General features: G+C 34.5%; 20 protein-coding genes, 1 tRNA gene, 1 other RNA gene and 1 pseudogene. 11 read left to right on the top strand and 12 right to left on the bottom strand.

Annotation, left to right across the window (positions count from 1 at the left end; translation table 11 throughout):
- Position 1: 1 nt before the first annotated feature.
- Together glnD and A9G13_RS10375 are read left to right on the top strand one after the other, a co-directional pair.
- A complete protein-coding gene (glnD, locus tag A9G13_RS10380) occupies positions 2 to 2,662 on the top strand; it encodes a bifunctional uridylyltransferase/uridylyl-removing protein GlnD (protein ID WP_065557534.1) in 2,661 nt (886 codons plus the stop codon).
- Positions 2,663 to 2,683: 21 nt separating this feature from the next.
- Positions 2,684 to 3,607, top strand: a complete 924-nt coding sequence (locus A9G13_RS10375) for an AEC family transporter (protein ID WP_065557533.1) — start codon at positions 2,684 to 2,686, stop codon at positions 3,605 to 3,607.
- A 37-nt stretch (positions 3,608 to 3,644) separates the two neighbouring features.
- Here A9G13_RS10375 and A9G13_RS10370 read toward each other — a convergent pair whose 3' ends face one another.
- On the bottom strand, positions 3,645 to 4,487 hold the full coding sequence (locus A9G13_RS10370; protein WP_065557532.1) for an aldo/keto reductase: 843 nt from the start codon (positions 4,485 to 4,487) through the stop codon (positions 3,645 to 3,647).
- A 69-nt stretch (positions 4,488 to 4,556) separates the two neighbouring features.
- A complete protein-coding gene (locus A9G13_RS10365) occupies positions 4,557 to 5,240 on the bottom strand; it encodes an HD domain-containing protein (protein ID WP_218059233.1) in 684 nt (227 codons plus the stop codon).
- A gap of 409 nt (positions 5,241 to 5,649) precedes the next feature.
- Here A9G13_RS10365 and mprF point away from each other — a divergent pair, with 409 nt between their 5' ends.
- The gene (mprF, locus tag A9G13_RS10360; RefSeq protein ID WP_065557531.1) at positions 5,650 to 8,253 is read left to right on the top strand and encodes a bifunctional lysylphosphatidylglycerol flippase/synthetase MprF; all 2,604 of its coding nucleotides are present in this window, start codon (positions 5,650 to 5,652) and stop codon (positions 8,251 to 8,253) included.
- A 2-nt stretch (positions 8,254 to 8,255) separates the two neighbouring features.
- A complete protein-coding gene (locus tag A9G13_RS10355; protein ID WP_065557530.1) occupies positions 8,256 to 9,533 on the top strand; it encodes a virulence factor family protein in 1,278 nt (425 codons plus the stop codon).
- A gap of 51 nt (positions 9,534 to 9,584) precedes the next feature.
- Here the strand turns inward: A9G13_RS10355 and A9G13_RS10350 are convergent, their stop codons facing one another.
- Entirely contained in the window at positions 9,585 to 10,481 is an 897-nt protein-coding gene (locus A9G13_RS10350; protein ID WP_065557529.1) for a DMT family transporter, read from the bottom strand.
- 662 nt (positions 10,482 to 11,143) lie between these two features.
- On the opposite strand from A9G13_RS10350, the gene A9G13_RS10345 reads away from it, so the two are divergent.
- The 5 genes and pseudogenes from A9G13_RS10345 (at position 11,144) to A9G13_RS10325 (ending at position 14,338) form a co-directional block, all read left to right on the top strand.
- Entirely contained in the window at positions 11,144 to 12,124 is a 981-nt protein-coding gene (locus tag A9G13_RS10345; protein ID WP_065557528.1) for a 2-hydroxyacid dehydrogenase, read from the top strand.
- 65 nt (positions 12,125 to 12,189) lie between these two features.
- Positions 12,190 to 12,554: a transfer-messenger RNA gene (ssrA, locus tag A9G13_RS10340) on the top strand.
- Positions 12,555 to 12,761: 207 nt separating this feature from the next.
- Positions 12,762 to 12,950 (top strand): annotated as a pseudogene (locus A9G13_RS10335) (integrase arm-type DNA-binding domain-containing protein); the annotation flags it as partial.
- A gap of 129 nt (positions 12,951 to 13,079) precedes the next feature.
- Complete coding sequence (locus A9G13_RS10330; protein ID WP_065557526.1) at positions 13,080 to 13,658, top strand: transglycosylase domain-containing protein; 579 nt, start codon at positions 13,080 to 13,082, stop codon at positions 13,656 to 13,658.
- The gene (locus A9G13_RS10325; RefSeq protein WP_065557525.1) at positions 13,655 to 14,338 is read left to right on the top strand and encodes a hypothetical protein; all 684 of its coding nucleotides are present in this window, start codon (positions 13,655 to 13,657) and stop codon (positions 14,336 to 14,338) included. The genes A9G13_RS10330 and A9G13_RS10325 overlap by 4 nt, the downstream gene beginning before the upstream one ends.
- 378 nt (positions 14,339 to 14,716) lie before the next feature.
- Here the strand turns inward: A9G13_RS10325 and A9G13_RS10320 are convergent.
- Positions 14,717 to 14,792 (bottom strand) — tRNA-Asn (locus A9G13_RS10320).
- A 154-nt stretch (positions 14,793 to 14,946) separates the two neighbouring features.
- On the opposite strand from A9G13_RS10320, the gene A9G13_RS10315 reads away from it, so the two are divergent.
- Complete coding sequence (locus tag A9G13_RS10315; protein ID WP_065557524.1) at positions 14,947 to 15,522, top strand: TIGR00730 family Rossman fold protein; 576 nt, start codon at positions 14,947 to 14,949, stop codon at positions 15,520 to 15,522.
- Between the two features lie 46 nt (positions 15,523 to 15,568).
- On the opposite strand, the gene fruA is transcribed toward A9G13_RS10315, so the two are convergent.
- From fruA to A9G13_RS10275, 8 genes are all read right to left on the bottom strand, one after another.
- Positions 15,569 to 17,305 carry a PTS fructose transporter subunit IIBC gene (fruA, locus tag A9G13_RS10310; RefSeq protein ID WP_065557523.1) on the bottom strand — a complete coding sequence of 579 codons (1,737 nt, stop codon included), beginning with the start codon at positions 17,303 to 17,305 and terminating at the stop codon, positions 15,569 to 15,571.
- 8 nt (positions 17,306 to 17,313) lie between these two features.
- Positions 17,314 to 18,249: a 1-phosphofructokinase gene (gene fruK / locus A9G13_RS10305; RefSeq protein WP_065557522.1), complete on the bottom strand. Its 936-nt coding sequence runs from the start codon at positions 18,247 to 18,249 to the stop codon at positions 17,314 to 17,316.
- Entirely contained in the window at positions 18,249 to 19,436 is a 1,188-nt protein-coding gene (gene fruB, locus A9G13_RS10300) for a fused PTS fructose transporter subunit IIA/HPr protein (RefSeq protein WP_065557521.1), read from the bottom strand. The genes fruK and fruB overlap by 1 nt, the downstream gene beginning before the upstream one ends.
- Before the next feature lie 219 nt (positions 19,437 to 19,655).
- Positions 19,656 to 20,672: a catabolite repressor/activator gene (gene cra / locus A9G13_RS10295; RefSeq protein WP_065557647.1), complete on the bottom strand. Its 1,017-nt coding sequence runs from the start codon at positions 20,670 to 20,672 to the stop codon at positions 19,656 to 19,658.
- 134 nt (positions 20,673 to 20,806) lie between these two features.
- Entirely contained in the window at positions 20,807 to 21,562 is a 756-nt protein-coding gene (locus A9G13_RS10290) for an iron ABC transporter ATP-binding protein (protein ID WP_065557520.1), read from the bottom strand.
- Positions 21,559 to 22,530, bottom strand: a complete 972-nt coding sequence (locus tag A9G13_RS10285) for an iron chelate uptake ABC transporter family permease subunit (protein ID WP_065557519.1) — start codon at positions 22,528 to 22,530, stop codon at positions 21,559 to 21,561. The genes A9G13_RS10290 and A9G13_RS10285 overlap by 4 nt, the downstream gene beginning before the upstream one ends.
- Positions 22,520 to 23,479 carry an ABC transporter permease gene (locus A9G13_RS10280; protein WP_065557518.1) on the bottom strand — a complete coding sequence of 320 codons (960 nt, stop codon included), beginning with the start codon at positions 23,477 to 23,479 and terminating at the stop codon, positions 22,520 to 22,522. Before A9G13_RS10280 ends, A9G13_RS10285 begins: the two co-directional genes overlap by 11 nt.
- 8 nt (positions 23,480 to 23,487) lie before the next feature.
- Positions 23,488 to 24,429 (bottom strand): siderophore ABC transporter substrate-binding protein, encoded by a 942-nt coding sequence (locus A9G13_RS10275; protein WP_442902808.1) that lies wholly within the window; start codon positions 24,427 to 24,429, stop codon positions 23,488 to 23,490.
- Positions 24,430 to 24,770: 341 nt separating this feature from the next.
- Between A9G13_RS10275 and A9G13_RS10270 the strand changes: the two genes are divergently transcribed.
- A complete protein-coding gene (locus A9G13_RS10270; protein WP_065557516.1) occupies positions 24,771 to 25,151 on the top strand; it encodes a hypothetical protein in 381 nt (126 codons plus the stop codon).

Below are 25,151 nucleotides of genomic sequence, written 5' to 3'. Positions count from 1 at the left end.
TATGGCTATGCATGAAACTCATTTGTGTTACCCTGTTTCTCCCCTAGATTTCAGTGATGAACAGATAAATATTAACTATCTCAAGCAGCAGCTTGATGAGTTTCAACAATGGTCGATAAGCCAATTTAAACTCAATACCGATATTGATGTATTAGTTCATTTGCGCAGTGCCTTTATCGATAAGCTATTACAGCGTTTATGGCGTTATTATCAAATTCCTGAGCAAATTTCTTCACTATTTAAACAAAACCGTATTGCTTTAATTGCCGTAGGTGGATATGGGCGTGCCGAGCTTCATCCTTTGTCTGACATTGATATTTTAATTTTAAGTGATAAGCCGCTGACTGAAATACTGGAAAAACAAGTTGCTGATTTAGTTCGTTTACTTTGGGATCTCCATTTAGATATTGGTCACAGTGTCAGAACATTAACAACCTGCCTACAAGAAGCTAAAAACGATATCACTATAATGACTAACTTGATTGAATCAAGAATAATTGCAGGCAGCGAATCATTATTAAATGAACTTCGTAAACAAATTTTTAGCGATAAGATTTGGCCTTCCCCTGCTTTTTATCAAGCAAAAGTTAAAGAACAAGAAGAACGCCATAAACAATATCATAGCACCACCTATAATCTGGAACCTGATTTGAAAAATAGCCCGGGTGGTTTACGGGACATGCAAATCATTCAATGGATAGCTATTCGCCATTTTGGTGGTGAATTTCTACATAAGATTGCCCACTTTGATTATTTAACACCTGAAGATATTGAAGAATTTAAAACTTGCCGTAAATTTTTATGGCGCATCCGTTTCGCACTACATAGCGTGATTAGTCGTTATGATAATCGGCTACTGTTTGATCGCCAGCTGAGCATTGCTAATATGTTGGGTTATACCGGTACCGGCAACGTTCCGGTTGAAAAAATGATGCATGACTATTATCGGGTCGCGCATAATATTACCGAGCTCAATCAAATGTTATTACAACTGTTTGATGAATCAATACTGGAACTAAATCCACCAAATAAACCTTATGATATTGATGAACATTTCCAAGTGAGGGAAAAACTAATAGATGTAAAAGATGATAATCTGTTCAAGCAAAATCCAGTCATGATGATGCAGCTCTTTTATACTATTTTATTAAATCCGCAAGTAATTGGTCTTTATTCTAATACCATTAGACAACTGCGCTCTGCAAGACGGCAACTACCACAGTTACTATGTGAAGATCCCCAAGCCAGACAGCTGTTTATGCAAATTATCAAGCATCCGGATGCGATTAAAAAAGCACTTTTACCTATGCATCAATATGGAATATTAACTTCTTACATTCCTGGTTGGAGGCACATTGCCGGCATGATGCAGTTTGATTTATTCCACATTTATACGGTTGATGAACACACTATTCGACTATTACTTGAACTTGATAATCTAAAAAATACCAGCGATAAACCCAAACACCCCAATAGCACTGAAGTCTATAGTAAATTACCTAAACCAGAATTATTAATTATTACCGGTTTATTTCATGACATTGGTAAAGGCCGACACGGCGATCATTCTGAAATCGGTGCTCATTTAGTTAAAGGTTTTTGTCAATTACATCAATTGGATGCTAAAGATACGGATTTAATTGTCTGGTTAGTTCGATCACATTTACTCATGTCAGTAACCGCTCAAAGCCGTGATTTGCAAGACCCAGATGTGATTAGGGAATTTATCCAACAGGTAAAAAGCAAACGTCGTTTACAGTATTTACTGTGTTTAACTGTTGCCGATGTTTGCGCCACCAATGAAACGCTATGGAATAGTTGGAAACAAAGTTTAATGCGTGAACTCTATTTTACCGCTGAACGTTCCTTTGATTCTGGTATTCATCAAATTCCAGAACAACGAAGTGTTGCTCGCCAACATAAACAACAAGCATTAGAAATTTTATTACAACAAAACTATGCAGAATCACAGATCAAAAACTTTTGGCAAGATTATCGAGTTGACTATTTTCTACGTTATACCACGGAACAAATCGTTTGGCATGCACAAAATCTTTTGCAGCATGATTTAACCCAAACCTTAGTAATCATCAATCCTAATCCTCATCATGGTGGCACTGAGATATTTATCTATTCACCAGATAGACCGTATTTATTTGCCACGGTTTGTAATGTGCTCAATATGCATAATTTAAATATCCATGATGCCCTGATTATCACTAATAAAAACCGATTCGCGCTAGATACTTTTATTGTCCTGGAACCAAATGGACAAACATTACAACTCGATCGCCACCAAGGTATTATAAAAGCAGTGGAAAAAGCGCTACAAAGCTCAGTTTATAAAGGTGTAACTATTAAACCGCCCAAACAACGGTTACGATCTTTTTCCGTACCTACCCAAGTAAACTTCTTATCTTCTTTTAACGAAAGTCAAACTTATATGGAATTGATTGCCCTCGACCGCCCGGGTTTACTTGCTCGCGTTGGCGAAATCTTTGCTAATCTAGATTTATCATTAAGTAGTGCTAAAATAGCCACTATCGGTGAACATATCGAAGATCTGTTTATATTAACGGATAAACACAATAATGCACTAGATGATAATACTTGCAACAAACTTCGACAATCAATAGTTCTTGCTATTGATTCTATGAATTAAATAAATTAAAGAATATAAATTATGCAATTTTTTATTATTTTGTTTCCTATTTTTTGTATTTTTATTGTTGGTTTTATTGCCCAAAAAACCTTAAAGTTTGATGTTGCTAATCTTTCTAAAATGTCACTTTATGTATTATCACCGTTTTTGGCTTTTAAAACATTTTATACACATACTCTAACCATCGACTACCTCTTCTATATTTTTTATATTTTTGGGCTGTGTTTTGCATTAATTATTATTGTGTCTATTTGGTCGATTATCATGAAATATTCAAGTAAAGAGCGCTGTGCCATGATCTTAAGTTCTTGCTTTATGAATAATGGTAATTATGGCACTCCGGTATTGTTAGTATTCTTTGGTAGTATGGGCTTTAATTTAGGGGTAATTATGATGGTATTACAACAGTTTGTAATGAGTACTGTTGGCATCTATTACGCCGCTAAAGGTAGTCGACATAATGACATTGTTAGCCAAAAAGATGTACTGAACAAAGTAATCCGCATGCCGGTCGCTTATGGGGCTTTTCTAGGCATTATTTTTCAGTTGTGCCATATCCCCTTATCAAAATCAATTATGACTTCAATTGGCATGATTGGTGATGCTTCGATTGTTGTGATTATGATTATTTTAGGGATGCAATTGGCTAAAATACAAATTAAACATCTCGATTACCCGAAAATCTCGTTTTCATTATTAGCGCGAATGGTACTTTCACCAATTGTGGCCATGTGTATGGTTTATTTTATGCCGATTGCTCCAGTCTATAAACAAATTTTAATTGTATTGGCGGCAATGCCAACGGCGGCTAACACTACTCTTATGTCAGTACAATTTGATACTTATCCGGAGTTGGTCTCAAGTGCCACTTTGCTTAGCACAATCTTAAGCTTAATAACATTACCAATTGTGTTATGGTTAGTCGGCGCACCAATACCATTTTAGAAAGGAAATTCTCCCCCACAAGGGAGAGAATTAAATATTAAAAGCCATTATTTCTATAAACGTAATCCGGATTTGGCCCAGTACGCAAGTTTTGATTTAACCCGTTAATTTTTTGCATATCTTCAGCAGTCAATTCAAAATCAAAAATATTGGCATTTTCGGCAATCCGATCAGGATGGCTAGATTTAGGGATTACAATATAACCATTTTGAATATGCCAACGCAATGTTACTTGTGATGCCGATTTATGATACTTATCACCAATTTCTACTAGCAACGGTTCATTAACCACTTTATTCCGAGCCAATGGCGACCAAGCTTCAATAGCAATCTTTTGTCGACGTAGATAATTGATTAATTCCACTTGTGTTAAATATGGATGAATTTCAATTTGATTAAGCATTGGTTTAATATTTGCTTTCATAGCCAGTAATTCCATATGCGAAATATTAAAATTACAGACCCCGATTGAGCGTACACGTTTTTCTTCATATAGTTTTTCAAACGCCTTCCAAGTCTCAAAAAAGGTATCATTTAAAGGCCAATGCACCAAAAAAAGATCAAGATAATCAAGTTGTAAATCTTTTAAAGATTGGTCAAAAGCAGCTAAAGTTTTTTCATAACCTTGATTATTATTATCAATTTTACTAGTAATAAATAATTTATTACGCTCAACACCACATTGCTTGAGAGCTTGCCCAAGTTGTTTTTCATTTTGATAAAGTTCAGCCGTATCAAAGGAACGATAACCAACTTTTATTGCAGTATTAACTGCACGAGTTAATTCATCTAGATCTGTTATTTTATAAGTACCAAAACCGAACTGCTCCATGGATACATTGTTACTTAAAACTATCTTATCATTGATAGAAAAAGTCATCATCGGCCTCCTTATCGTATTAAATTAATTAACTATAGATATTATAAACACATTATTCCAAACTTTGGATCAATTATGCCCTTCCGACCATTCACTTTCAAACAATTTGACAAACTGAATTAAAAAATCATGCCTGGCTTGGGCTAATTGCTTCCCCTTTTGGGTATTCATCAGATCTTTTAGTAAAAATAGTTTTTCATAAAAATGGTTAATTACCGTACCGGGTTGTTTATAATTTGTTTCGTTTAAAGCGGTTCGCGGTGGAATATTAGGATCATACATAATATGATGTTTATTACCACCATAATAAAATGTTCGTCCTATACCTATTGCGCCTAGGGCATCGAGTCGATCCGCATCTTGCACTATTTGCCCTTCAAGGGATAATATTTTTTTGTTATTAAGATTTTTACGGTATGACATATTTTCAATAATATCAAAAATCATATGTATGGCATTAGCTGATATTGGTTGTATCTTTAAAAAATCGTCTAATTGAGCTACCGCTAAATTGACATCATCGACAACTTTTTCATCAATAACATCATGTAGATAAGCACTAGCAATCACAATAAAGCTATTAGCGTCTGGCTCGGTGACTAAAATCTGTTTAACCAACTTAACCACTCGTTCAATATGAGCTATATCATGCCCAGAATAATCATCAACCAATTTTTGCTTCACGAAAGATTGGATGTTTAGGATGACCTGTTGCTGTGATAGCGTCATTAATGGTGTTTTGCTATTCTTCATGATATTAATTACTTTAGGTATAAATGAATACAAATATTGAATACAAAATATACTTACTATATTATGCAATTTTGTTTAATTATAGCACAAAAAATGGGCACATAATTTGCTAATCACCAAGATGAAAGCCGATCGCTTATTCCACATCTTATGAAGATAATCTATAAATATCTAAGTAAATAATATACAAAAATAGCTTTAACAGCACTAATTTTAACACTAACTTTAAGTATAAAAATCCAGATACAACAAGTAATTAATCATATTACTTAACAAATATAAAAAAATAGCTAAAGAAAAACATTAGAATTTAATAATTTTTTATTTTTCTGCGATTGTTTTCGTTAATTTGGGGATGTAGAATGCGCAAATCTAAAATATTAACCAAGCAAATATTGGAGTCGACTGAGTGAAAATATTAGCGCGTAGAGTTTTGCCATGGCAATTAATAGAATACTTCACTCGCTATCGCCAACTGTTGGTTTTAATATTTGGCCTATTAATCTTTTTTATTGCCTTAATCGTTTGTTGGAATTTACTAAAAGAGATTAATCTTAATGATTTGAAACGATCAATTCATAGCCTTTCCGTTCATACTATTTTATTTTCCTGTTTATCTGCAATCGGTAGTTATGTAATGCTGATTTGCTATGAATGGTCCGCTGCTCGCTATGCTGGCGTAAAACTTAAACCATCTACTATTGTGGTTGGGGGTACATGTGCATCTGCTATTGGTAATGCTATAGGGTTATCGGCTTTATCTGGCGGCGCTGTGCGCTGTCGTTTGTACTTTAAATATGGTTTAACTACTATTGATGTTGCCAGAATGTCAATTTTTGTCACCTTGTCGCTAGGTTTTACTTTACCATTGTTAGCAGCAATAGCCGCATTAATCCAAACTAAAAATACTATGCTGGCACTGCATCTGTCGGTTCAAAGTGTATGGTTAATTGCCGGTTCAGTATTATGCCTGTATATCGTATTATTAATTTTTCTTTACCGAAATCGACGTAATGAAAGGCCAAATAAAGACACCCGTTTATTTCAAATAATTCGGTGGGCAATCCGTTTACCTAATTTACGTCTAGCCTGCTGGCAATTCCTTATCACTTTGCTTGATGCTATTTTAGCTGGTTCCATTCTGTATTTTTTATTACCTAACCACCCCAGTTTTATCACGTTTATTATGATTTATATTCTCGCCTTAGTTGCTGGAGTATTAAGTCATATACCGGGTGGTGTTGGTGTGTTTGAAGCGATTATTCTAGCAGCCTTTTCATCTGAAATAGGTGCGGCATCGTTAACGGTTGCTCTACTTATTTATAGGATTATTTATATTTTAATTCCATTGATTCCTGCCGGAATTTTATTACTTATCAATGAAGGTAAAAATTACTTAACTACGCCACAAGTTAAAGAAACCGAAACCGGAATTGCTGCATCAGTGATGGCTGTAACCGTATTTTTTGCTGGTGTAGTTATGATGTTTTCAAGTGTCGTGCCAGGGTTTAATCCACACTTAGTTAACAGTTTTATTCCTAATAAGGTAATCAACATTGCCCATTTAAGTTCTAGTCTAATTGGTGTTCTGTGTTTATTACTAGCTATGGGCTTAAGGCGTCGACTCTTTTCCGCGTGGGGAGTTACCGTTTTATTACTATTTATTGGCAGTATTTTTTCTATATTACGGGGCCTGCATTGGATTGAAGCCGGAATATTATTATCGATTGCCATTCTATTAATAAAGTTTAGACATGCCTTTTACCGAAAAAATCACTTAAGAGTCATTCCATTTTCATTTAAGTTTTTCGCTATTTGTTTTTGTATGCTAGCCATGTTTGTCTGGGTGATTTTATTCATTTATCAAGATGTGCCTTATAGTCACTCTTTATGGTGGCAATTTGAATTAGATAGCCGCGTCCCAAGGGCATTGCGTGCTGCCTTAGGCAGTTTTATATTATTAAGCTGTATTATGTTATTTTGGTTATTCCGCCCGGCATTACCTATCTTGACCAAACCAAACAAACAGCAACTGGCTAAGGCTTATCAAATTATTTTAGCTTCCAAACAACCTGAAGGTGGATTAGCCATGTGTGGGGATAAATCGCTACTATTTAATGAGTCAGAAACCTCTTTTATTATGTATGCTAGACGCGGGCGAAGTATGGTAGCACTTTACGATCCGATTGGTGACATTAGTGAACGTGCAGATTTAATATGGGAATTTCGCGATCTGTGTGACCAACACCGTTTACGTCCAGTTTTCTATCAAGTTAAAGCCGCTAATTTGCCGTTCTATATGGATATCGGCTTGCGAACTGTCAAACTTGGGGAAGAAGCCTTAGTTAATTTAAAAAAATTCGATTTAAATTCAAAAGGATATAAAGACTTACGTTATACTTGGAATCGTGGTCAACGTGATGGCTTATCTTTAGTATTTTATCCACCAGGTACCGCTCCACTCGATGAACTAAAACTAGTATCAGACACTTGGCTCAAAAATAAACATTCCAAAGAAAAGCAATTTTCGTTAGGATCATTTTCTAAAGATTACTTGGATAATTTTACTATTGCGGCAATTAAGTATGAAAATCGTATCATCGCTTTCGTTAATCTTTTAGAAACGCAACAATGTTATTGCGCAAGTATTGATTTGATGCGAGTGCTGCAAGATATTCCTAAATTAACTATGGAATTTTTAATGGTTGGTTTAATTCTTCATTATCAAGAAAAAGGGTTTAAGTATTTTAGTTTAGGTATGGTACCACTTGCCGGAATGCAGAGGCGACGAGGTGCGCCACTGATCCAACGATTAGGGGCATTAGTCTTTCGTCGCGGTGGGCGTTTTTATAATTTCCAAGGATTACGTCGCTTTAAAGAAAAATTTGCCACTCAGTGGGAACCTCGTTATATGGCTGTCCCTGCTGGGCTTGATCCATTAGTTGCATTGATCGATACCACCATGTTAATTTCTGGTGGCATTACTGGCTTAAAAAAGAGTAAGAATCCATAAATATGAAAAAATTGTTACGCTATCTACTGTTATTGCTCATCATTATTGTTGTGCTGGTACTGGCATTTTTGGGTTGGCATTATTTTAAAAATCAAGCCAGCGCGTCCGTAAAGACCATAGCAATAACTAATGATTTTGCACTTATATCCGCAACACCAAAACAATCTGCTGAAGCCGCGGCTATCATTGTTGCGACACCAAAAAGCCATTTCACAACAGAACAATTATTAACTTTATCTGCCACCACCGGTGCCAAACTGGTACAGTTTGAGTTAAAACCGCAAGCCAGTTGCAGTGAACAACAAAACCGTTTTAATCAAGCGGTGAAAATGCTCGATGAACCTAAATTTGTTGTGGCAGGGATGGAAGAAGGCGCCGCTTTTGCATACCGTTGGTTAACTACGCAACAAACTGACGATGCCAAAGCCTTGTCAGTAGAATTTACTTTAGATGATCAAGACTGTAATGAGCCTTTACCCAAGCAAGCTAATCATGGTATGTGGCAAGTTATTTGGAATAATCCGCCAGATGATGACGTAGCTATTTTCCCGCGAGAACAGCAAAAAATCACTACTACAACGGCTATCGGTGAATACGATGCTACTCCAACTGAGCTTTTAAGCCTACATTTACCGGCGATTTTATATGGTGAACATGAACAATTACCGGTAATTGAGTTACCGGCAACCATTGCAGAAGCCCATCCGAAAACAGTCACTTTTTATTATTCAGGCGATGGTGGCTGGCGTGATTTAGATAAAATCTCAGCCGAATATATGGCCCAACATGGTTATGCAGTGGTGGGAGTGGATGCATTAAAACTATTTTGGCAGCACCGATCGGTAGAGCGTAGTGCTAAAGATCTTGCTTACTTAATGCAACAATATCGAGATAAATGGGGAACGACGCGGTTTATATTAGCGGGTTATTCCTTTGGCGGCGACATATTACCTGCCCTTTATAATCGTTTATCACCTCAGGACCAAAAAAGTGTGTCAGCACTGGTTATGATTGCCTTTTCAAAAGATGCCAATTTTGAAATTGAAGTCAGTGGTTGGTTAGGGCAATCGGGTGATGAAATGAAAACTGCTCCTGAAGTGAAAAAAATTCCTGCCAATAAATTATTTTGTATATATGGTGCAGAAGAAACTGATGAAACAGGTTGCTTACAACCAGAAATGCAAGGTGAAGCGTTTAAATTACCTGGTGGCCATCACTTCGATGAAAACTACCAACACTTGGGGCAAATTATTATGGATGCCATTGATAAACGCCTGTAATAAATCCATCTAACAAATAACAAAGGGGCTACTGCCCCTAATTGAGATTGGCTATTTTTTGCGAACCTTAACCTTTCCCTCTGAAAGTAATACACCACACAAGGTAAATAAAGTGCCAATTGCGGCAATCCAAGTGAAAGGTTCATGCAAAATAATCACCGCGGTAATAATGGTAATAATGGGGACTAAGTAGATATAAATGCTGATTTTAACGGCACCCACAAGTTTTACTGCATAATTCCAAGAAGCAAAACAAATAGCCGAGGCACCAATACCTAAAAATATAATATTAAGCAGATTAACTGATTTACTAAAACGCGTTAAATCTAATTCAAAATTAAATATATACAGTGCTGGCAACATTAATATTAAGCCATAAAAAAAGAAGCGCCGAGTTAATAAAATAATGTTGTAGCCATAATTACTACTTTTTTTAGTTAGAATTGAATAACAAGCCCAAAAAATACAGGCAAAAACGGCGAGTAAATCTCCTAATGGATTGACTGATAATACAAATTTGCCATTAAAGGTAATTAGCGCAATGCCAATAATCGCAAAAATACAACCAATATAAAAGCTTTTTCCCGGTTTTTCAGCTTTCAAAAAAAAGATGGCTAAAATCGCAGTAAATACGGGTGCTAAAGTGGTAATAACGCCCACATTGGAAGCAGTAGTATAAGTTAATGCTATATTTTCACATAAAAAATAACAAGTCACACCACAAAAACCGGCACACAGAAATAATAGTTCTTGCTTGATACCTTGCCAAACAAACAAACGTGGAGCTAAAATCCATAAGGTAAGATAACCCAAGGTAAATCGAAAAAATAAAATTTCAATCGGTTTAAAATCGGTTAATAAAACTTTGGTAGCAATATAGGTTGTCCCCCAAATAAACACCGTCATTAGTGCAATAAGATGCCCTTGGGTTCGTTTAGATAATAACATGAAGATTTTCTCTGCTCACATAACACCACACTACTCAAGCATACATTATTAATCCTAATTTTTATTTAGGCTAATTAATGCCAGTCAAAATAAATTATAATAATATCTTTGGAGTGACTTGATAATGTATAAAGTAACCATATTTTGAAACTAGAAATACTAACTTCCCATTTAACTTTGTGCAAATATTTTTTACTTTAATAATAAAATTAAATGGTTAAGCTAACACAAAAAGCAAACCTTAAAATTACTACTAATGTAGCCTTGATAAATTCTAGGCAAAAAAAATCCACTCGAAAATGTGAGTGGAGGGCAAAAAATGAAAAAACGTAATCTGTAAATATAGACAAGTTAAATTATAAAAAGTTCAATTTAATTTTATATATTTTGCAAATTTTAATAAAAATTAAGCTAATTAATTGATTATTTATATGAAAATAATTTAATTTTTTTTCAATTTTATTTTCTATCAACCAATAATTTATACCTTAACAATATATTTTATACGCAAACGTAGGGTTCTCAGGAAACATCTTTACAAAGCTAATTTAATCGTAAAACTCATCAGCAATTTATAATTGTTTAATAGAATAAATTACACTTTGAAAGAGTATAATAATATACTACTAGTTGAATTTACCGTCAGTTGTTAAGGAGAAGTTATGAAAAAAAATGTTGTTTTGTTCAGTAAAATCCCCGCTGATCAGCAAGCTAGGCTTGAACAAGCCTTTAATTTAACACTCTTTGATCGCACCCCTGAGACTGAACCTAAAGCTTTTATTAAAGCATTAGCTAATGCCGATGGTATGATTGGCTCTAACATGCCAACTCGCATTGATGATAGCTTCCTTTGCCAAACACCAAAGCTTAAAGCTGCTTCGACAATTTCGGTCGGTTTTGATAATTATGATTTAGCTGCCTTAAAAAAACATGGCGTGCGCTTAATGAATACCCCTAAGGTATTAACTGAAGGCACTGCTGACTTAATTTTCACCTTACTGATGGCAACTGCACGCCGCACTGTTGAATTATCTAATTTGATTCATAATGGTCAATGGACTAAAAGCATTACACCCGAATATTATGGTAGCGATATTCATGGTAAAACCATCGGGATTTTGGGGATGGGGCGGATTGGTAAAGCCATAGCTAAACGTGCTCATCATGGCTTTGATATGAATGTCATTTATTACAATCGTTCAGCGCAACCGGATGCCGAACAAGCGTTTAATGCCAAAAAACTTGAGCTTGATGAAGTTTTAAAAACAGCAGATTTTATTGTCATTATTTTACCACTTACACCGGAGACTGATCGTTTAATCACTAAAGAAAAACTGGCATTAATGAAACCATCAGCTATTTTAATTAATGGTGCTAGGGGTCGTGTTATTGACGAACAAGCATTAATTGCCGCATTAAAAAGTAAAACTATAAAAGCTGCTGGACTCGATGTGTTTGAAGTTGAACCACTACCAACCAGTTCACCATTATTACAACTAGATAATGTTTTATTATCACCACATGTAGGTTCAGCAACCGTTGAAACCCGTTATGCAATGGCAAAATGTGCCGTCGATAATATTATTGCCGCATTAAAAGATGAAAAACCAACTGAAAATTGGGTTAATCCGGAAGTAGGCTAACTTGTATTAACACTTGAATTCACCTATAATGCCCCGATATTGTAAGGTAATACCAACACATAATTGGGGCTGATTCTGGATTCGACGGGATTTGCGAAACCCAAGGTGCATGCCGAGGTGCGGTAGGCCTCGTAAATAAACCGCAAAAAAATAGTCGCAAACGACGAAAACTACGCACTAGCAGCTTAATAACCTGCATAGAGCCTTCTCTCCCTAGCCTCCGCTCGTAGGACGGGGATCAAGAGGAGTCAAACCTAAACGAGATCGTGTGGATGCCTTGCTTGGGGCTGAAGCATTAAATTTAATCAAGCTAGTCTATCAGTGGCGTGTTTGTCCGCAGCGGGTAGATGAAATCTAAAGACAAACTACGCATGTAGTACCAAGGATGTAGAGATTTCGGACGCGGGTTCAACTCCCGCCAGCTCCACCAAATCACTATTTCATAAAATTCTTTTAAACCCACTAAAGCACACCAAATATAGTAACAATAAGCCTTTAAGCCTATTCCATTACCCTGTAAACATCAGTAAGATACATTTACATTCATATTTTTCGGGACTATATTAAGGACTACGTGGACATAGTCCTATAATTTCATAGTCCTAAAAGGTGAAAGTATGCCTAAAAAATAGCTCCAATGACTGATACACAAATTAAGAACGCCAAGCCACAAAATAAGGATTATCCTATTTATGATGGAAATGGTTTGCTTTTGCTTATCAAGTCAACAGGGACAAAAATATGGCAATTTAGATATTATCGCCCTATAACGAATAATAGGACTACGGTCAGTTTTGGTAGTTATCCCGAAAATACTTTATACGACATGCAATAATTTCCTATAACAAATGTGAAAATTATTACAATATGGTTATTTCTGTTTATGATTATATATCCGAATTCAATAGTGATTTATAGTTTTTATCTATTATAATTTAATCTATATTACTTATATATGCTTAAAAATTTGATTTCATTTATTATTCAGAAGTTATATCTTCAAGAAACAAAAATATTGATTTATAAAATCAATAAGATAACGTTAAATGTTGCTTTTGAAGAGTTTAAAGATTTAATAACAATACTAGTTATATCTGAAGATAGACGTTTTTGGCAGCATTGTGGTTTCGATTATAAAGCAATCATTCGAGCAGCATACAACTATGTAATATATAATAAAAAAAGTGGTGCCAGCACAATAACTCAGCAATTAGTTCGCACAATTACAAATTATAGAGAAAATACACTTAAACGAAAAATAAAAGAAATATTATTAGCCATCTATATTGAAAGAGAATTTGATAAGAAGACCATAGCTATGTCATATTTATTTTTGGGGTATTATGGTTGGAGAATGAATGGCATTATAGAGGCTATGGATAGATTACATACCGAAAATATTTTTGAAAAGGTTGATCTGCCATATGCAATTATATCTATGCTTAAGTATCCATTACCTCAACATTATAGCCCCAAAAGACTAAATGAAATTTATGATAGAATTCTTTATATTAAATATAACGAGAAAATATGATGAATAAAGATATTACTGAGTGGGGTAAATATGTATCGGGAGATGTTCCTAAAAATGCATTTACTTCAGAAACTCTTAATAAAATAGATGGGTTGGGTAGTAATGATATACGCGACTTTATCCAATTGTATATATTGGAAAGTATTCCTAGATTCATTATAGATCGTCCCTTTATTTATAATGCAGTCAGAAGACATATTGTAAAAAATATAGGGTTAACAGATAATGATTACAATGTAGTTTATTTAACAGGAAGCGCACAACTGGGCTTTTCTTTACATCCAACTAAAGAGCGAAAAAGCTTTAATCCTAAGACTTCAGATCTTGATTTTTTTATTGTGTCACCTAAGCTATTTGGAGAGTTGAAAACTGTTTTCGAACAGTGGGGAAAAGAACCTGAGAAAAAAGATAAACAAAGTGAACGTGCTTATGAGACTTCTAAAAAAAATCTACAGAGTGGTTTTTTTCAAATATTACAATTATCTCCTAGATATAAACATGTGATTAAGTATCTTAAGATGGAAGAAACGACTCTAAATTTTATAAATTATTTATTAAAAGAAAGTTTGACAGAACCTTTTAGTATAAAAAAAATATCATTTCGAGTTTACAAAAATTATGATGCAGCAATAAACCAGATTAAATTAAATATAGAATATTTTATTAAATGTGCAAGATAACACTATTTTTGACATAATCTATTCGCCAAAATTATTTTCCCAAAAACTCAAAATTTGTTTTCCAAAAATAATAAAGGAACAAATAAAGGGAATTACTTATTATGAATTGTGACAAATTCAATAATAGCAAGGGTTTTCTTATACTAATTCAACTCCCGCCAGCACTTAAATCAATAGACGTAAATCGAAGTAAAATAATCTTTTAAATCAATAAAATTATTTAATGATGTTTATTTTAGATGTTAATTTTTTAGAATAAATTACTGATTCTATTTTTTATTAATAAGATAATAATGATTAAATATACAAATAATAAGAAGATTATCTTTCGATAAGCATAAAAAAACCTGCTATAAGCAGGTTCTAAATAACTGAGATTGGCTCCTCCAACAGGACTTGAACCTGTGACATACGGATTAACAGTCCGCCGTTCTACCGACTGAACTATGGAGGAACACTTAACGGACAAAATATTAACCATCTATAACGATTCTGTCAATGCGAAATACATTAATTGCATACAACTGCTCAGCTTATAAGCAAATTAGGTAATTACTATGCTAAAATAACCCAGTTTAGATTGGTGATATAAAAGGTTAATAAAATTTATGAAAAAGAATATTTGTGTTTTTTGTGGTGCGAGTGAAGGTAATTTAGTTGAATATCGCACCCAAGCTGAACACTTAGGTATAACATTAGCAAAGCAAAATAGACGTTTAATTTATGGTGGTGGTAATAAAGGTTTAATGGGCATAATCGCTAACGCTGTTTTAGATCATGGAGGTGAAGTAATTGGAGTGATCCCTGAGCGTTTAGTTCAAGCTGAAACTGCCCATCATGGTATTACCCGATTAGAAGTAGTTGCGGATATGCATCAACGTAAAGCAAGATTATCTGAGCTTGCAGATGGTTTTATCGCTATGCCCGGAGGAACAGGTACCCTGGAAGAGTTATTTGAAGTTTGGACCGGTATGCAAATTGGTTACCACGAAAAACCGGTAGCTTTATTTAACCCTGCTCAATTTTGGCAACATATGTTAGTTTTTTTGCAACATGCGGCCGATCAAGGATTTATTCGTGAAAGTTTTTTTAAAACTTTGATCGTTTCTGACCATTCTGATTCGCTTTTACAAGCCATGGATGATTTTATTCCTAAAGATTTACAACGTTGGATTAAAAAGTAATATCCAACTAAAAAAAATCGCCATCATCTGATGGCGATTTAGCTTATTAAGCCACTGCTTCAGTAGCTGATTCTGGTTTTTTGATTACCGCATAAATAACACCTGCAATCACTGCCCCAACAAGTATTGATAACAAATAGCCACTTACTGGTTTTACTACTCCTGGAATAGCTAATGCAAATAGACCGCCATGTGGAGTCATTAATTGTGAACCAAAAGCAAGTGCCATGCCACCAGTAATCGCTCCACCGATTATACAACAAAGGATTACTCGTAATGGATCTCGCGCTGCAAATGGTATTGCACCTTCTGTGATAAAACATAAACCTAATACCAGTGAAGCTTTTCCACTTTCTTGCTCAGGTTTAGCAAACTTTTTACGGGCAATAAGTGTTGCAAGCCCCATGGCTAAAGGAGGTACCATACCACCAGCCATAACTGCTGCCATTGGTGCATAAACATGAGAGGAAATTAAGCTTGTACCAAATGCATAAGCAGCTTTGTTAATCGGCCCACCCATATCAACACACATCATGCCACCTAATATAGCACCCAAAATAGCTGCATTTGCAGTCCCCATTGAATTTAGCCATGCTGTCACCGCACTCATTAACCAAGCAATCGGTGTACCAACGATAAATTGCATCACTAATCCGGTTACTAATGTTGCCAGTAATGGAACAATTAAAATTGGTTTTAATGCTTCCATACTTTTTGGTAATGGTAATTTTTTGGTGATTAATAAGGCTAAGTAACCAGCAAAATAACCAATGATAATACCACCTAAAAAACCTGCTTTTGTTGATTCTGCTAACAAACCTCCCACAAGACCTGGAGTAAGACCTGGTCTATCAGCGATAGAATAAGCAATATATCCTGCCAGTAATGGCACCATAAGCGAGAAGGCTAAGTCACCAATTTGTTTTAAATGTGATTCACCAACTAATTCTTGAACTAATGCCTGTTTAACAATTTCAACACCATTTTCTATCACGGTTACTGTTTTCAAAACTTCTTTAAATTCACCTAACGCAAAAGAAAGAGCTATAATTAAACCACCCGCAACTACCATCGGTAACATGTAGGAAACACCTGTTAACAAATGCTGATAGATGCTCTTTTTTTCTTTAGTTGCCTTATTTACAGAACTACCTGCTACTGGTTGGTAGATTGTTGCTTCTTGAAAAGCTTTGTCCAACTCTTGCGCCGTCTTTTTAAGTGCCTGACCAGTTTTAGTTCGGTACATTTTTTTACCTGCAAATTTACTTAAATCAACATCAATATCGCAAGCAACAATAACTACATCAGCACTAGCCACTTCTTCTGGTGTTAATTCATTACCCACACCTACAGAACCACGAGTTTCAACTTTACACCACCAACCGCGTTTTTTAGCTTCTTCTTCAATTGCTTCCGCCGCCATAAAAGTATGGGCAACACCAGTTGGACATGCTGTAACAGCAACAATACGTTTTACTCCATCGTTTACTAATGCTGCTGAATCAGTAGTTGGTTGATAAACAACTGCTTTACTTTGTGCGTCAGTTAAAATTTGCTTAGGATTAGCAAATAGATCATTTAATTCTTTTACTACATAAACTTTTTTACCAATAACCGCTTTATCACTGATTGCTCCTGAACCAACGGCAACGATTACATCGGCTGATATAGCATTATCAACCACTTTTAAATTTAATGAATTAGCTACTAAGGCTAACTCGGCTTTAGCAAGACGCCCATTAACAGGTCCTACACTATTACCTTCAACAATATATATATTCATGCAGACTCCTATTCAGCAATTACTTCAATTTTTTCTAGCATTTTATTGACAGCTTGACGATCGGATATACCTACTCCGGCTTGTTCAACCGATAAAGCTGCTACGCTTGATGCAAATATTAATGTGTCTTTAATTGATTTATTAGTTAACAAACCATACATTAAGCCACCAACCATTGAATCACCTGCACCTACAGTACTGATCACTTTACACTTTGGTGGTTTTGCTAACCATGCTTCATTTTTGGTTACCCATAAAGCACCTTTACTACCGAGTGAAATTACTACGTTTTCAACACCTTCATTTATGAGTTCCATAGCTGCAGTTTTAATTTCTGGTAAAGTGGATAATTTTCTTCCAACCCACATTTCCAGTTCTTTATCATTGGGTTTAATTAACCATGGCTTAGCTTTTAACCCTGCCACTAATGCTTCTCGGCTACTATCAAACACAACTTTTGGACAAATCTTTTTTACTTGCTCCATCCATTTAGTAAAGTTATCAAATGACACATCCACTGGCAGACTGCCACTAATTGCCACCATATCAATTTCTTTTAACCATTCAAGTGAACTGGTTACAAATTTTTGCCAATCTTGATCACTAACTGTAAAACCTGAAAAATTAAGATCTGTAACCTCACTATTTTGTTCAGTCAATTTGACATTAATACGGGTTTGCCCTTCGATAGTTTGGAATTTATCGATCACACCTAATGATTGAAACAATAAATCAAACCCATTACGATTTTCTTTGCCTAGAAAACCACCGACAGTCAATTTTACATCTAGATCAGTCAATACCTTGGCAACATTGATACCTTTACCGGCAGCAAGTAACGCATTGGTTTGCACTAAATTAACCTCACCCAGTTCAACTTTTGGGCAAAAACCTAATAAATCATAAGCCGGATTTAAAGTAATAGTAGCGACACGGTAAACCATTATTCAGCCCCCTCACCTAAACCACTTTCAATAGCTTTACCAATAGCATCAAGTGCTTGTGCCGCATCATTCCCTTCGGCGGTAAATTGTAAGCGATTACCTTTTTTTGCTCCTAACGCCACAATTTTCATTAAACTAGTGGCACTAACGGGTTCATTTTTACCATCTAAATTAGCTACAGTTATTTTGCTATTAAATTCCTTCACTAATTTGACTAATACCGATGATGGTCGAGTGTGTAGACCATTTTCATTGAGGATAATAAATTCACGACTTAGAGTCGTACTACCTTGTTCTGTAGTAGGTTCAGAGGATGAATTAGTAGTTTGAACTGCTGCTAAAGAATCGCTAGCAAGTAGATTAATAAGATTGTCACTAGTACCAGATAATAATTTTTGCATGTTTTGATTAAAGACTAACGATGCCAAACGATTGATGATTTCAGTAATCGAATCATCAATTGCTGACATGGTAATAAGTAATTTGACTGGTTTATTGTCTGCACTAATGTTACTAATAGTTCGGGTAATCGCCATTGCATTTTTTAAATTGCCTTGTTTACTATCATTTAACCATACACCATGCCCCAAATAACTTGGTTTATTATCTAATACATTAGCAATAAAGCTTGCATTCACCGCATCCAATTGTTTTAAGCGTGAAGCATTTAAGGCTTGTAAAGTTGCCAAACTATCGGCTGGAATATCTAATAATAATGATGATTCATTGACAGTAAATTGACTATCGCTATGGTTAGCTTGACCAGTTAAAATTGCAATAGCTTCATCGGCAGATTTTATATTTTTGATTTTATCTTCTACGCCATCAGCGCAAAGTACATGGGTTAATTGCCTTAACAATTCTAAATGCTCATCCGAGCTAGCGGCGATACCAATTGCCAGATAAGCTATTTCACCATCTTCACCCCATACAACACCTTTAGGAAAACAAAAAACTTGTACCCCGGTTTTTTTAACTAAATCTCGGGTTTTAGTCGTACCATGAGGTATAGCCAGACCAATACCCAAATAAGTTGCCGCTTGTTCTTCGCGTTCAAGCATACCATTTACATAACCATCTGCAACAAATCCTGCACTAGTTAAAGCAGTGGCAATTTTTTTTATTGCTTGTGTTTTGTTAGCTGCCTGTTCATTTAAATGAATATTATCTTTAACTAAATGAAACATATAATAAATACCTCTAGGTTAAAAAATAGAATCTACTAAGGTGATTCAGCAACTCTAAATCCTTTCTTGAATTATATTGAATCGTTTCAGCAATTATTAATTTAAATAGATTAATTATCAAATAACTTATGTCTATTAATAATTTATTTGTGATCTAGATCTAATTTTTGTCTAAAAAAACACTAGATACTTATTAAAAATAAATCAATATGTTGATTATTAACTAAGACAATTTCTACTTAAATTACCTCGATAAATCAATCTTCGAGGGATTACAGTAGTACCTGGTTGATAATTATTGTCACGTAAACTATCCAATAATAGTTTGATAGTTGTTTTAGCAACTTCTTTATGATCTTGAGAAAGTGACACCACTTTACAAGGCAAAAAATCGAGCAATTCATTATCACCAAATGTAGCAATGGTAAGACTTTCGGGTAATTGTCCGAATTTTTTTAAAATCGCGTCAATCGTCCCTTGCAATAAAGAAAAAGAAGTGGTGAAAATACCATTTGGAAGGTCGTGAGATTCTAACCATTGACTAAAAGCTATCTCCGCATCATGACGACTATAATTGTTAGCATATAAGTAATTAATTTCATTATTATTTTTTGAAGCTACATTTTTAAAACCATTTAGACGCCGTTGACTAACAGATAAATTAGGTAAAGCACCAATATAAGTAACCGAACCTTGCACAAGGTTATAAAATACTTGTGCTAATGTTGTCGAATCTTCTCTATCTGCTCCTACGATATTTCTAAACTCTGCTGCAGATAATGTTCTATCTAAGGCAAATAAAGGAATTTCAGTATTTTCCCAATCATTATAAAAAGCATAATCATTTTTAGTTACAAAAGAAGAAGAAATAATTAATGCATCAACTCTACGCTGTTTTAAATGTTTTACACACTCTTTTTCTATTTCTGGATTATCTTCAGAACATGAAAGTAATAATTGATATCCTTCTTGCCTAACCAATTGTTCTAAATAATTTGCGATCCGAGTATAACTGATATTTTCTAAGTCAGGGATAATAACACCAATAGATTTGGTTTTACCGGCTCTTAAGCCTGCGGCAACTGCATTAGGTTGATAATTATATTCTTTAACTATCGCCATAACTTTTGCGATAGTCTTATCACTAACACGATATTTTTTGGCCTTTCCATTAACCACATAGCTCGCTGTAGTTCTAGAAACACCAGCTAAACGAGCAACTTCCTCTAATTTCATAACCATTTTCTCAGGAATAAATACTGCCGTTATTTAACATGAAATAAAACTAAATGTAAACAGCCCTACTTTTTAAGTAACCACAAGTATTTATTAAATAATTAATAGATATAGTAAGTCATTTTAATTATGATTTAATAATAAATAGCAATATTTTGATCATAAATATTGGCTATCTTTACTGGTGTATCAAATATATCTTCTAAGATTTCAGTATTCATAATCTGTTTTGGGGGACCTTGATAAGCTAATTCTCCTTTTTTCATGGCGAGAATATAATCAGAATAAACTGAAGCAAAATTAATATCGTGAATTACAATCACAATAGTCTTTCCAAGTTCGTCAGCAGCCCTTCGTAATTGTTTCATCATTGCCACTGCATGTTTCATATCAAGATTATTCAGTGGTTCATCAAGCAATACATATTCAGTATCTTGGCAAAGTATCATAGCAACATACGCACGTTGGCGCTGACCTCCCGATAACTCATCTAAAAAGCGATCTTTAAACTCGGTGAGATTTAAAAATTCTAATGCTCGATTAATATGTTGATGATCATCCGTATTTAAACATCCTTTAGTGTACGGATAACGTCCAAAGCCAACCAATTCAAACACCGTCAATCTACTGGTAAAACGATTTTCTTGCCTAAGTACTGAAAGATAAGTGGCTAATTTATCACTTGGAGTATTCACCACATCCATATTCTGAATTTTGACTTGCCCTTCATCCGGCAATAACAACCGACTAATAATCGATAATAGTGTAGATTTACCCGCACCATTAGGCCCTATAATGGCTGTAATACCACCTTGCGAAATTGTCGCATTGATATTTTTTAATACTGGGATTGTTTGATATTTTTTACTAATATTATCAATTTCTATCACATTGAAACCTTTTTCAATAATAAGAATATAAACAGAGAACCGCCAATAAATTCAATCACAATTGACAAAGCACCAACCAGATTTAGAACATAAGCTAAAAATAGTTGTCCCCCAACCAGAAAAATAACACCTAATAAAACAGCTGTTGGTAACAAGAAGCGATGTTGACTAGAACCACTGATACTATAAGCTAAATTGGCAATTAATAGTCCTAAAAAAGTGAACGGCCCGACTAAGGCTGTTGATATAGCTACTAACACTGATACTAATAATAAAATAATAGTGACGCTTTTTTGATAATCAATGCCTAAATTAATAGCGTTATCCCGACCTAATGCTAACACGTCAAAACGATAACGCATGCGCCATAAAAATAACCCGATCACACTAGCAATGACTAATGAGAAAACAATTAATACTGGTTCCGCTCGGGTAAAGGTGGCAAAAATGCGGCTTTGTAAAATAGCAAATTCACTTGGTGTCATTAATCTCTGGAGTAAATTAGAAAAACTGCGAAATAAAGTACCTAAAATAATCCCAATTAATAAAACTAAATGTAAATTTTGCTTAAGTTTAGTAAATAAACCACGGTATAAAAATAGCGAAAATAAAATTAATAATAATGATTCAAATAGAAATTTACCAATAATACCAATATAAGGAATACCTTGAGCATTGATAAAAAAGATTACCAATGTTTGAATCAAAATAAATAAAGCCTCAAACCCCATAATAGAGGGAGTCAAAATTCGGTTATTGGTTACAGTTTGAAATAATAAGGTTGAAGTTGCCGCTGAAAAAGCAACTAAAAGCATGGTTAAAATAGTCCAAGTACGATGTATTAAAATATAATTAACATTACCTTTTAGGTTAAATACCATAAAACATACAATACAGACTAAAGCAATAACCAACAAAATTAATAGTCTTTTAGGGCTGGAAATATGGCGAGTTTGATTAACTAACATGGTGTCTTCGACTCAACAACATTAAAAAAACAATGGCACCAATTACTCCCAGAATAACACTAACTGGAATTTCAAAAGGATAACGAATAACCCGACCAATAATATCGCATATCAATACTAAGCTAGCTCCAAAAAGGCAAATCCAAGGGATTGTTTTACGTACATTATCGCCAAAGAGTAAACTCACAATATTGGGCACAATTAAACCTAAAAACGGCAATACTCCTACAACGACCACCACAATACCACCAATTAAAGCAATGACAATCAACCCCATTAACATTACTCGTCGATAATTAAGCCCAACATTAACCGAAAAATCACGCCCTAAACCTGCTACAGTAAATTGATCTGCACTCCAACAAGCCAATAATGTTAATCCACCAACCAACCATAATAATTCATAACGACCTTTTAATATTCCGGAAAAATCTCCTGACTCCCATCCGCTAAGTGACTGCAACAAATCAAAATACATAGCAAAAAATGTGGTAATAGCGCTAATGACTGCGCCTAACATAATCCCAACCAGAGGCACCATAAGTGCTGATTTGAAAATAATTTTTCGTGAGATTATCATGAACAACATAGTACCAAGCATAGCAAATAAACTAGCTACTACCATTTTAAGCATAACACTTGCTGCAGGAGCAAAAACCATCATAACTAGCAGCCCCAAACTTGCAGATTGGGTTGTCCCCACTAAAGAAGGTTCAACAAATCGATTTTGTGTCAGTAATTGCATAATCAAACCGGCTACACTCATAGCACTACCAGCTAATATTAATGCAACTGTCCTTGGAATACGGCTAACGAAGAAGATTTCTCGCATGCTATCATTTGCCCACAGATCTGACAAAGTCACATGCCCTGCGCCTATAAATAAGCTTATTGCAGTCATTATCAATAAAATAACAATGCCTGCAATAAAATAAAAAGATTTAACCATGTTTTACATTAATTACTTGCTGATTGCTGTAAAACTTCATTAAGTTGATCCATTAAGCGACTATATGTTTGTATTCCACCAGCTATATACATAGAAGTAGAATCTAAATAAACAATATGATTGTGCTGCCAAGCATCAGTTTTTCTGATTAATTCATTATCCAATACTTGCTGAGCAGATTGTGCTTCTTTATTACCAATGGCATTATCTCGATCTAGCACAAATAACCATTCGGGATTTACACTTAAAACAAATTCTGCAGTTATTGCATTGCCATGACGACCTGCTTCTTGGAAGGTTGTTGCTGGTTTAAAATCTAACTGATCGAATACAAAACCAAAGCGCGATTTAGCACCATAAGCCGACATTTTACCACCATTAATCATAATAACTAATGCAGTACCTGCGTTAGCAGTTTTAGGTTTAAGCTGGTCGATTTTTTGATTAAAATCAGCAATTAATTTCTTTGCTTCATCTTGTTTATGGAAAATAGTACCTAGCTGTTCGGTTCGCTGAGTTAGGCTTGTTAAAAAGTTATTAGGATCGATATCTAATGCAACGGTTGGGGCGATTTCACTTAATTTATTATAGACATCGTTAGTACGACCACCGGCAACAATTAAGTCAGGTTTGAGGGAACTTAAAACTTCATAATTTGGTTCAAATAAAGTACCAACATTGGTATAGGCTTTATCACCATATTTAGCTAAAAAGTCAGGAAAATGAACGTCAGATTGCGGAACGGCTGTTACTGGAATATTTAATGCATCAATAATATCAAGTGTTGCTGGATTAAAAACAACCACCTTTTGAGGATTGTCAGGAACTTCGGTTTTACCTTGTGCATGTTCAATAGTCACAGTTTTCATGGCAGTTTGTTTATCTGCTTTATTATCGCACCCAGCTAAAGCTAATAATAATGTACATAACACTAAAAATTTAACTTTGATATTTGAATACATATAATCTCCTAATTATCAATCCCAAAACATAATAAAATGATAAATAGAATAGTTATCATTTTCATTATTGGATTGTAACCAAAAAGCGACTTTGGTTCAATGAACTTTGAGTATTTATAAGAACTGACGAGAAGCAATATAATTTTTAACACTTACTAAATTAATAATATATTATAAGCAGTTATAAAGTTACTTATTTGATAATAATAAAACTTACTTTTTTGTGATGACATTATCATCAATAAATAAAACGAAAAACATTATTAAAATAATAGAAATATCGATTTGATCAACAAATTACTTATTAATTTCTAAAAAAGGAGAAAAATATGAAAAAATTACTCATTATTATTTTTGCATTTTGTTTACTTGGATGTGTTTCAACGCCTAGCGCTAAAGATTTGGCAACCGCTGACTTTGGTAATAAACCGGTTAATTACGAAGAAAATATAAAAAGCATTGTAGGTACAAACTTAAAAGATCCATTTTCTGCTCAATATAAATTTGATGAACCGAGAAAAGGATATGTAGAAGGAGGATTAATGCAGAATTTTGAACTTCAATATGGTTGGGTTATTCCTGTGCATGTTAATGCAAAAAATAGTTTTGGCGCCTACGTTGGATTTAAAACTAAATATTTCCTAATACATAATGAACTAATTGAAGATGTCACTTATGGCTATAAATTAGGAGCTGTTAAAATATTATGA

It is taken from the genome of Gilliamella sp. wkB178 (assembly GCF_001690705.1).
In the GTDB taxonomy this organism is placed as follows: domain Bacteria; phylum Pseudomonadota; class Gammaproteobacteria; order Enterobacterales; family Orbaceae; genus Gilliamella; species Gilliamella apicola_K.
This window is presented reverse-complemented; position numbering and strand designations above follow the sequence as displayed.

Bases quoted from the DNA above. Each gene is read 5' to 3' on its own strand.
- A9G13_RS10315 (WP_065557524.1), top strand. From the start codon at position 14,947: ATGAAAAAGAATATTTGTGTTTTTTGTGGTGCGAGTGAAGGTAATTTA.
- A9G13_RS10370 (WP_065557532.1), bottom strand. From the start codon at position 4,487: ATGACTTTTTCTATCAATGATAAGATAGTTTTAAGTAACAATGTATCC.
- A9G13_RS10285 (WP_065557519.1), bottom strand. From the start codon at position 22,530: ATGTTAGTTAATCAAACTCGCCATATTTCCAGCCCTAAAAGACTATTA.
- A9G13_RS10325 (WP_065557525.1), top strand. From the start codon at position 13,655: ATGATGAATAAAGATATTACTGAGTGGGGTAAATATGTATCGGGAGAT.
- A9G13_RS10345 (WP_065557528.1), top strand. From the start codon at position 11,144: ATGAAAAAAAATGTTGTTTTGTTCAGTAAAATCCCCGCTGATCAGCAA.
- fruA (WP_065557523.1), bottom strand. From the start codon at position 17,305: ATGAATATATATATTGTTGAAGGTAATAGTGTAGGACCTGTTAATGGG.
- fruB (WP_065557521.1), bottom strand. From the start codon at position 19,436: ATGTTTCATTTAGTTAAAGATAATATTCATTTAAATGAACAGGCAGCT.
- cra (WP_065557647.1), bottom strand. From the start codon at position 20,672: ATGAAATTAGAGGAAGTTGCTCGTTTAGCTGGTGTTTCTAGAACTACA.
- A9G13_RS10355 (WP_065557530.1), top strand. From the start codon at position 8,256: ATGAAAAAATTGTTACGCTATCTACTGTTATTGCTCATCATTATTGTT.
- A9G13_RS10375 (WP_065557533.1), top strand. From the start codon at position 2,684: ATGCAATTTTTTATTATTTTGTTTCCTATTTTTTGTATTTTTATTGTT.
- A9G13_RS10270 (WP_065557516.1), top strand. From the start codon at position 24,771: ATGAAAAAATTACTCATTATTATTTTTGCATTTTGTTTACTTGGATGT.
- A9G13_RS10365 (WP_218059233.1), bottom strand. From the start codon at position 5,240: ATGAAGAATAGCAAAACACCATTAATGACGCTATCACAGCAACAGGTC.
- A9G13_RS10280 (WP_065557518.1), bottom strand. From the start codon at position 23,479: ATGGTTAAATCTTTTTATTTTATTGCAGGCATTGTTATTTTATTGATA.
- A9G13_RS10350 (WP_065557529.1), bottom strand. From the start codon at position 10,481: ATGTTATTATCTAAACGAACCCAAGGGCATCTTATTGCACTAATGACG.
- fruK (WP_065557522.1), bottom strand. From the start codon at position 18,249: ATGGTTTACCGTGTCGCTACTATTACTTTAAATCCGGCTTATGATTTA.
- glnD (WP_065557534.1), top strand. From the start codon at position 2: ATGGCTATGCATGAAACTCATTTGTGTTACCCTGTTTCTCCCCTAGAT.
- A9G13_RS10330 (WP_065557526.1), top strand. From the start codon at position 13,080: ATGCTTAAAAATTTGATTTCATTTATTATTCAGAAGTTATATCTTCAA.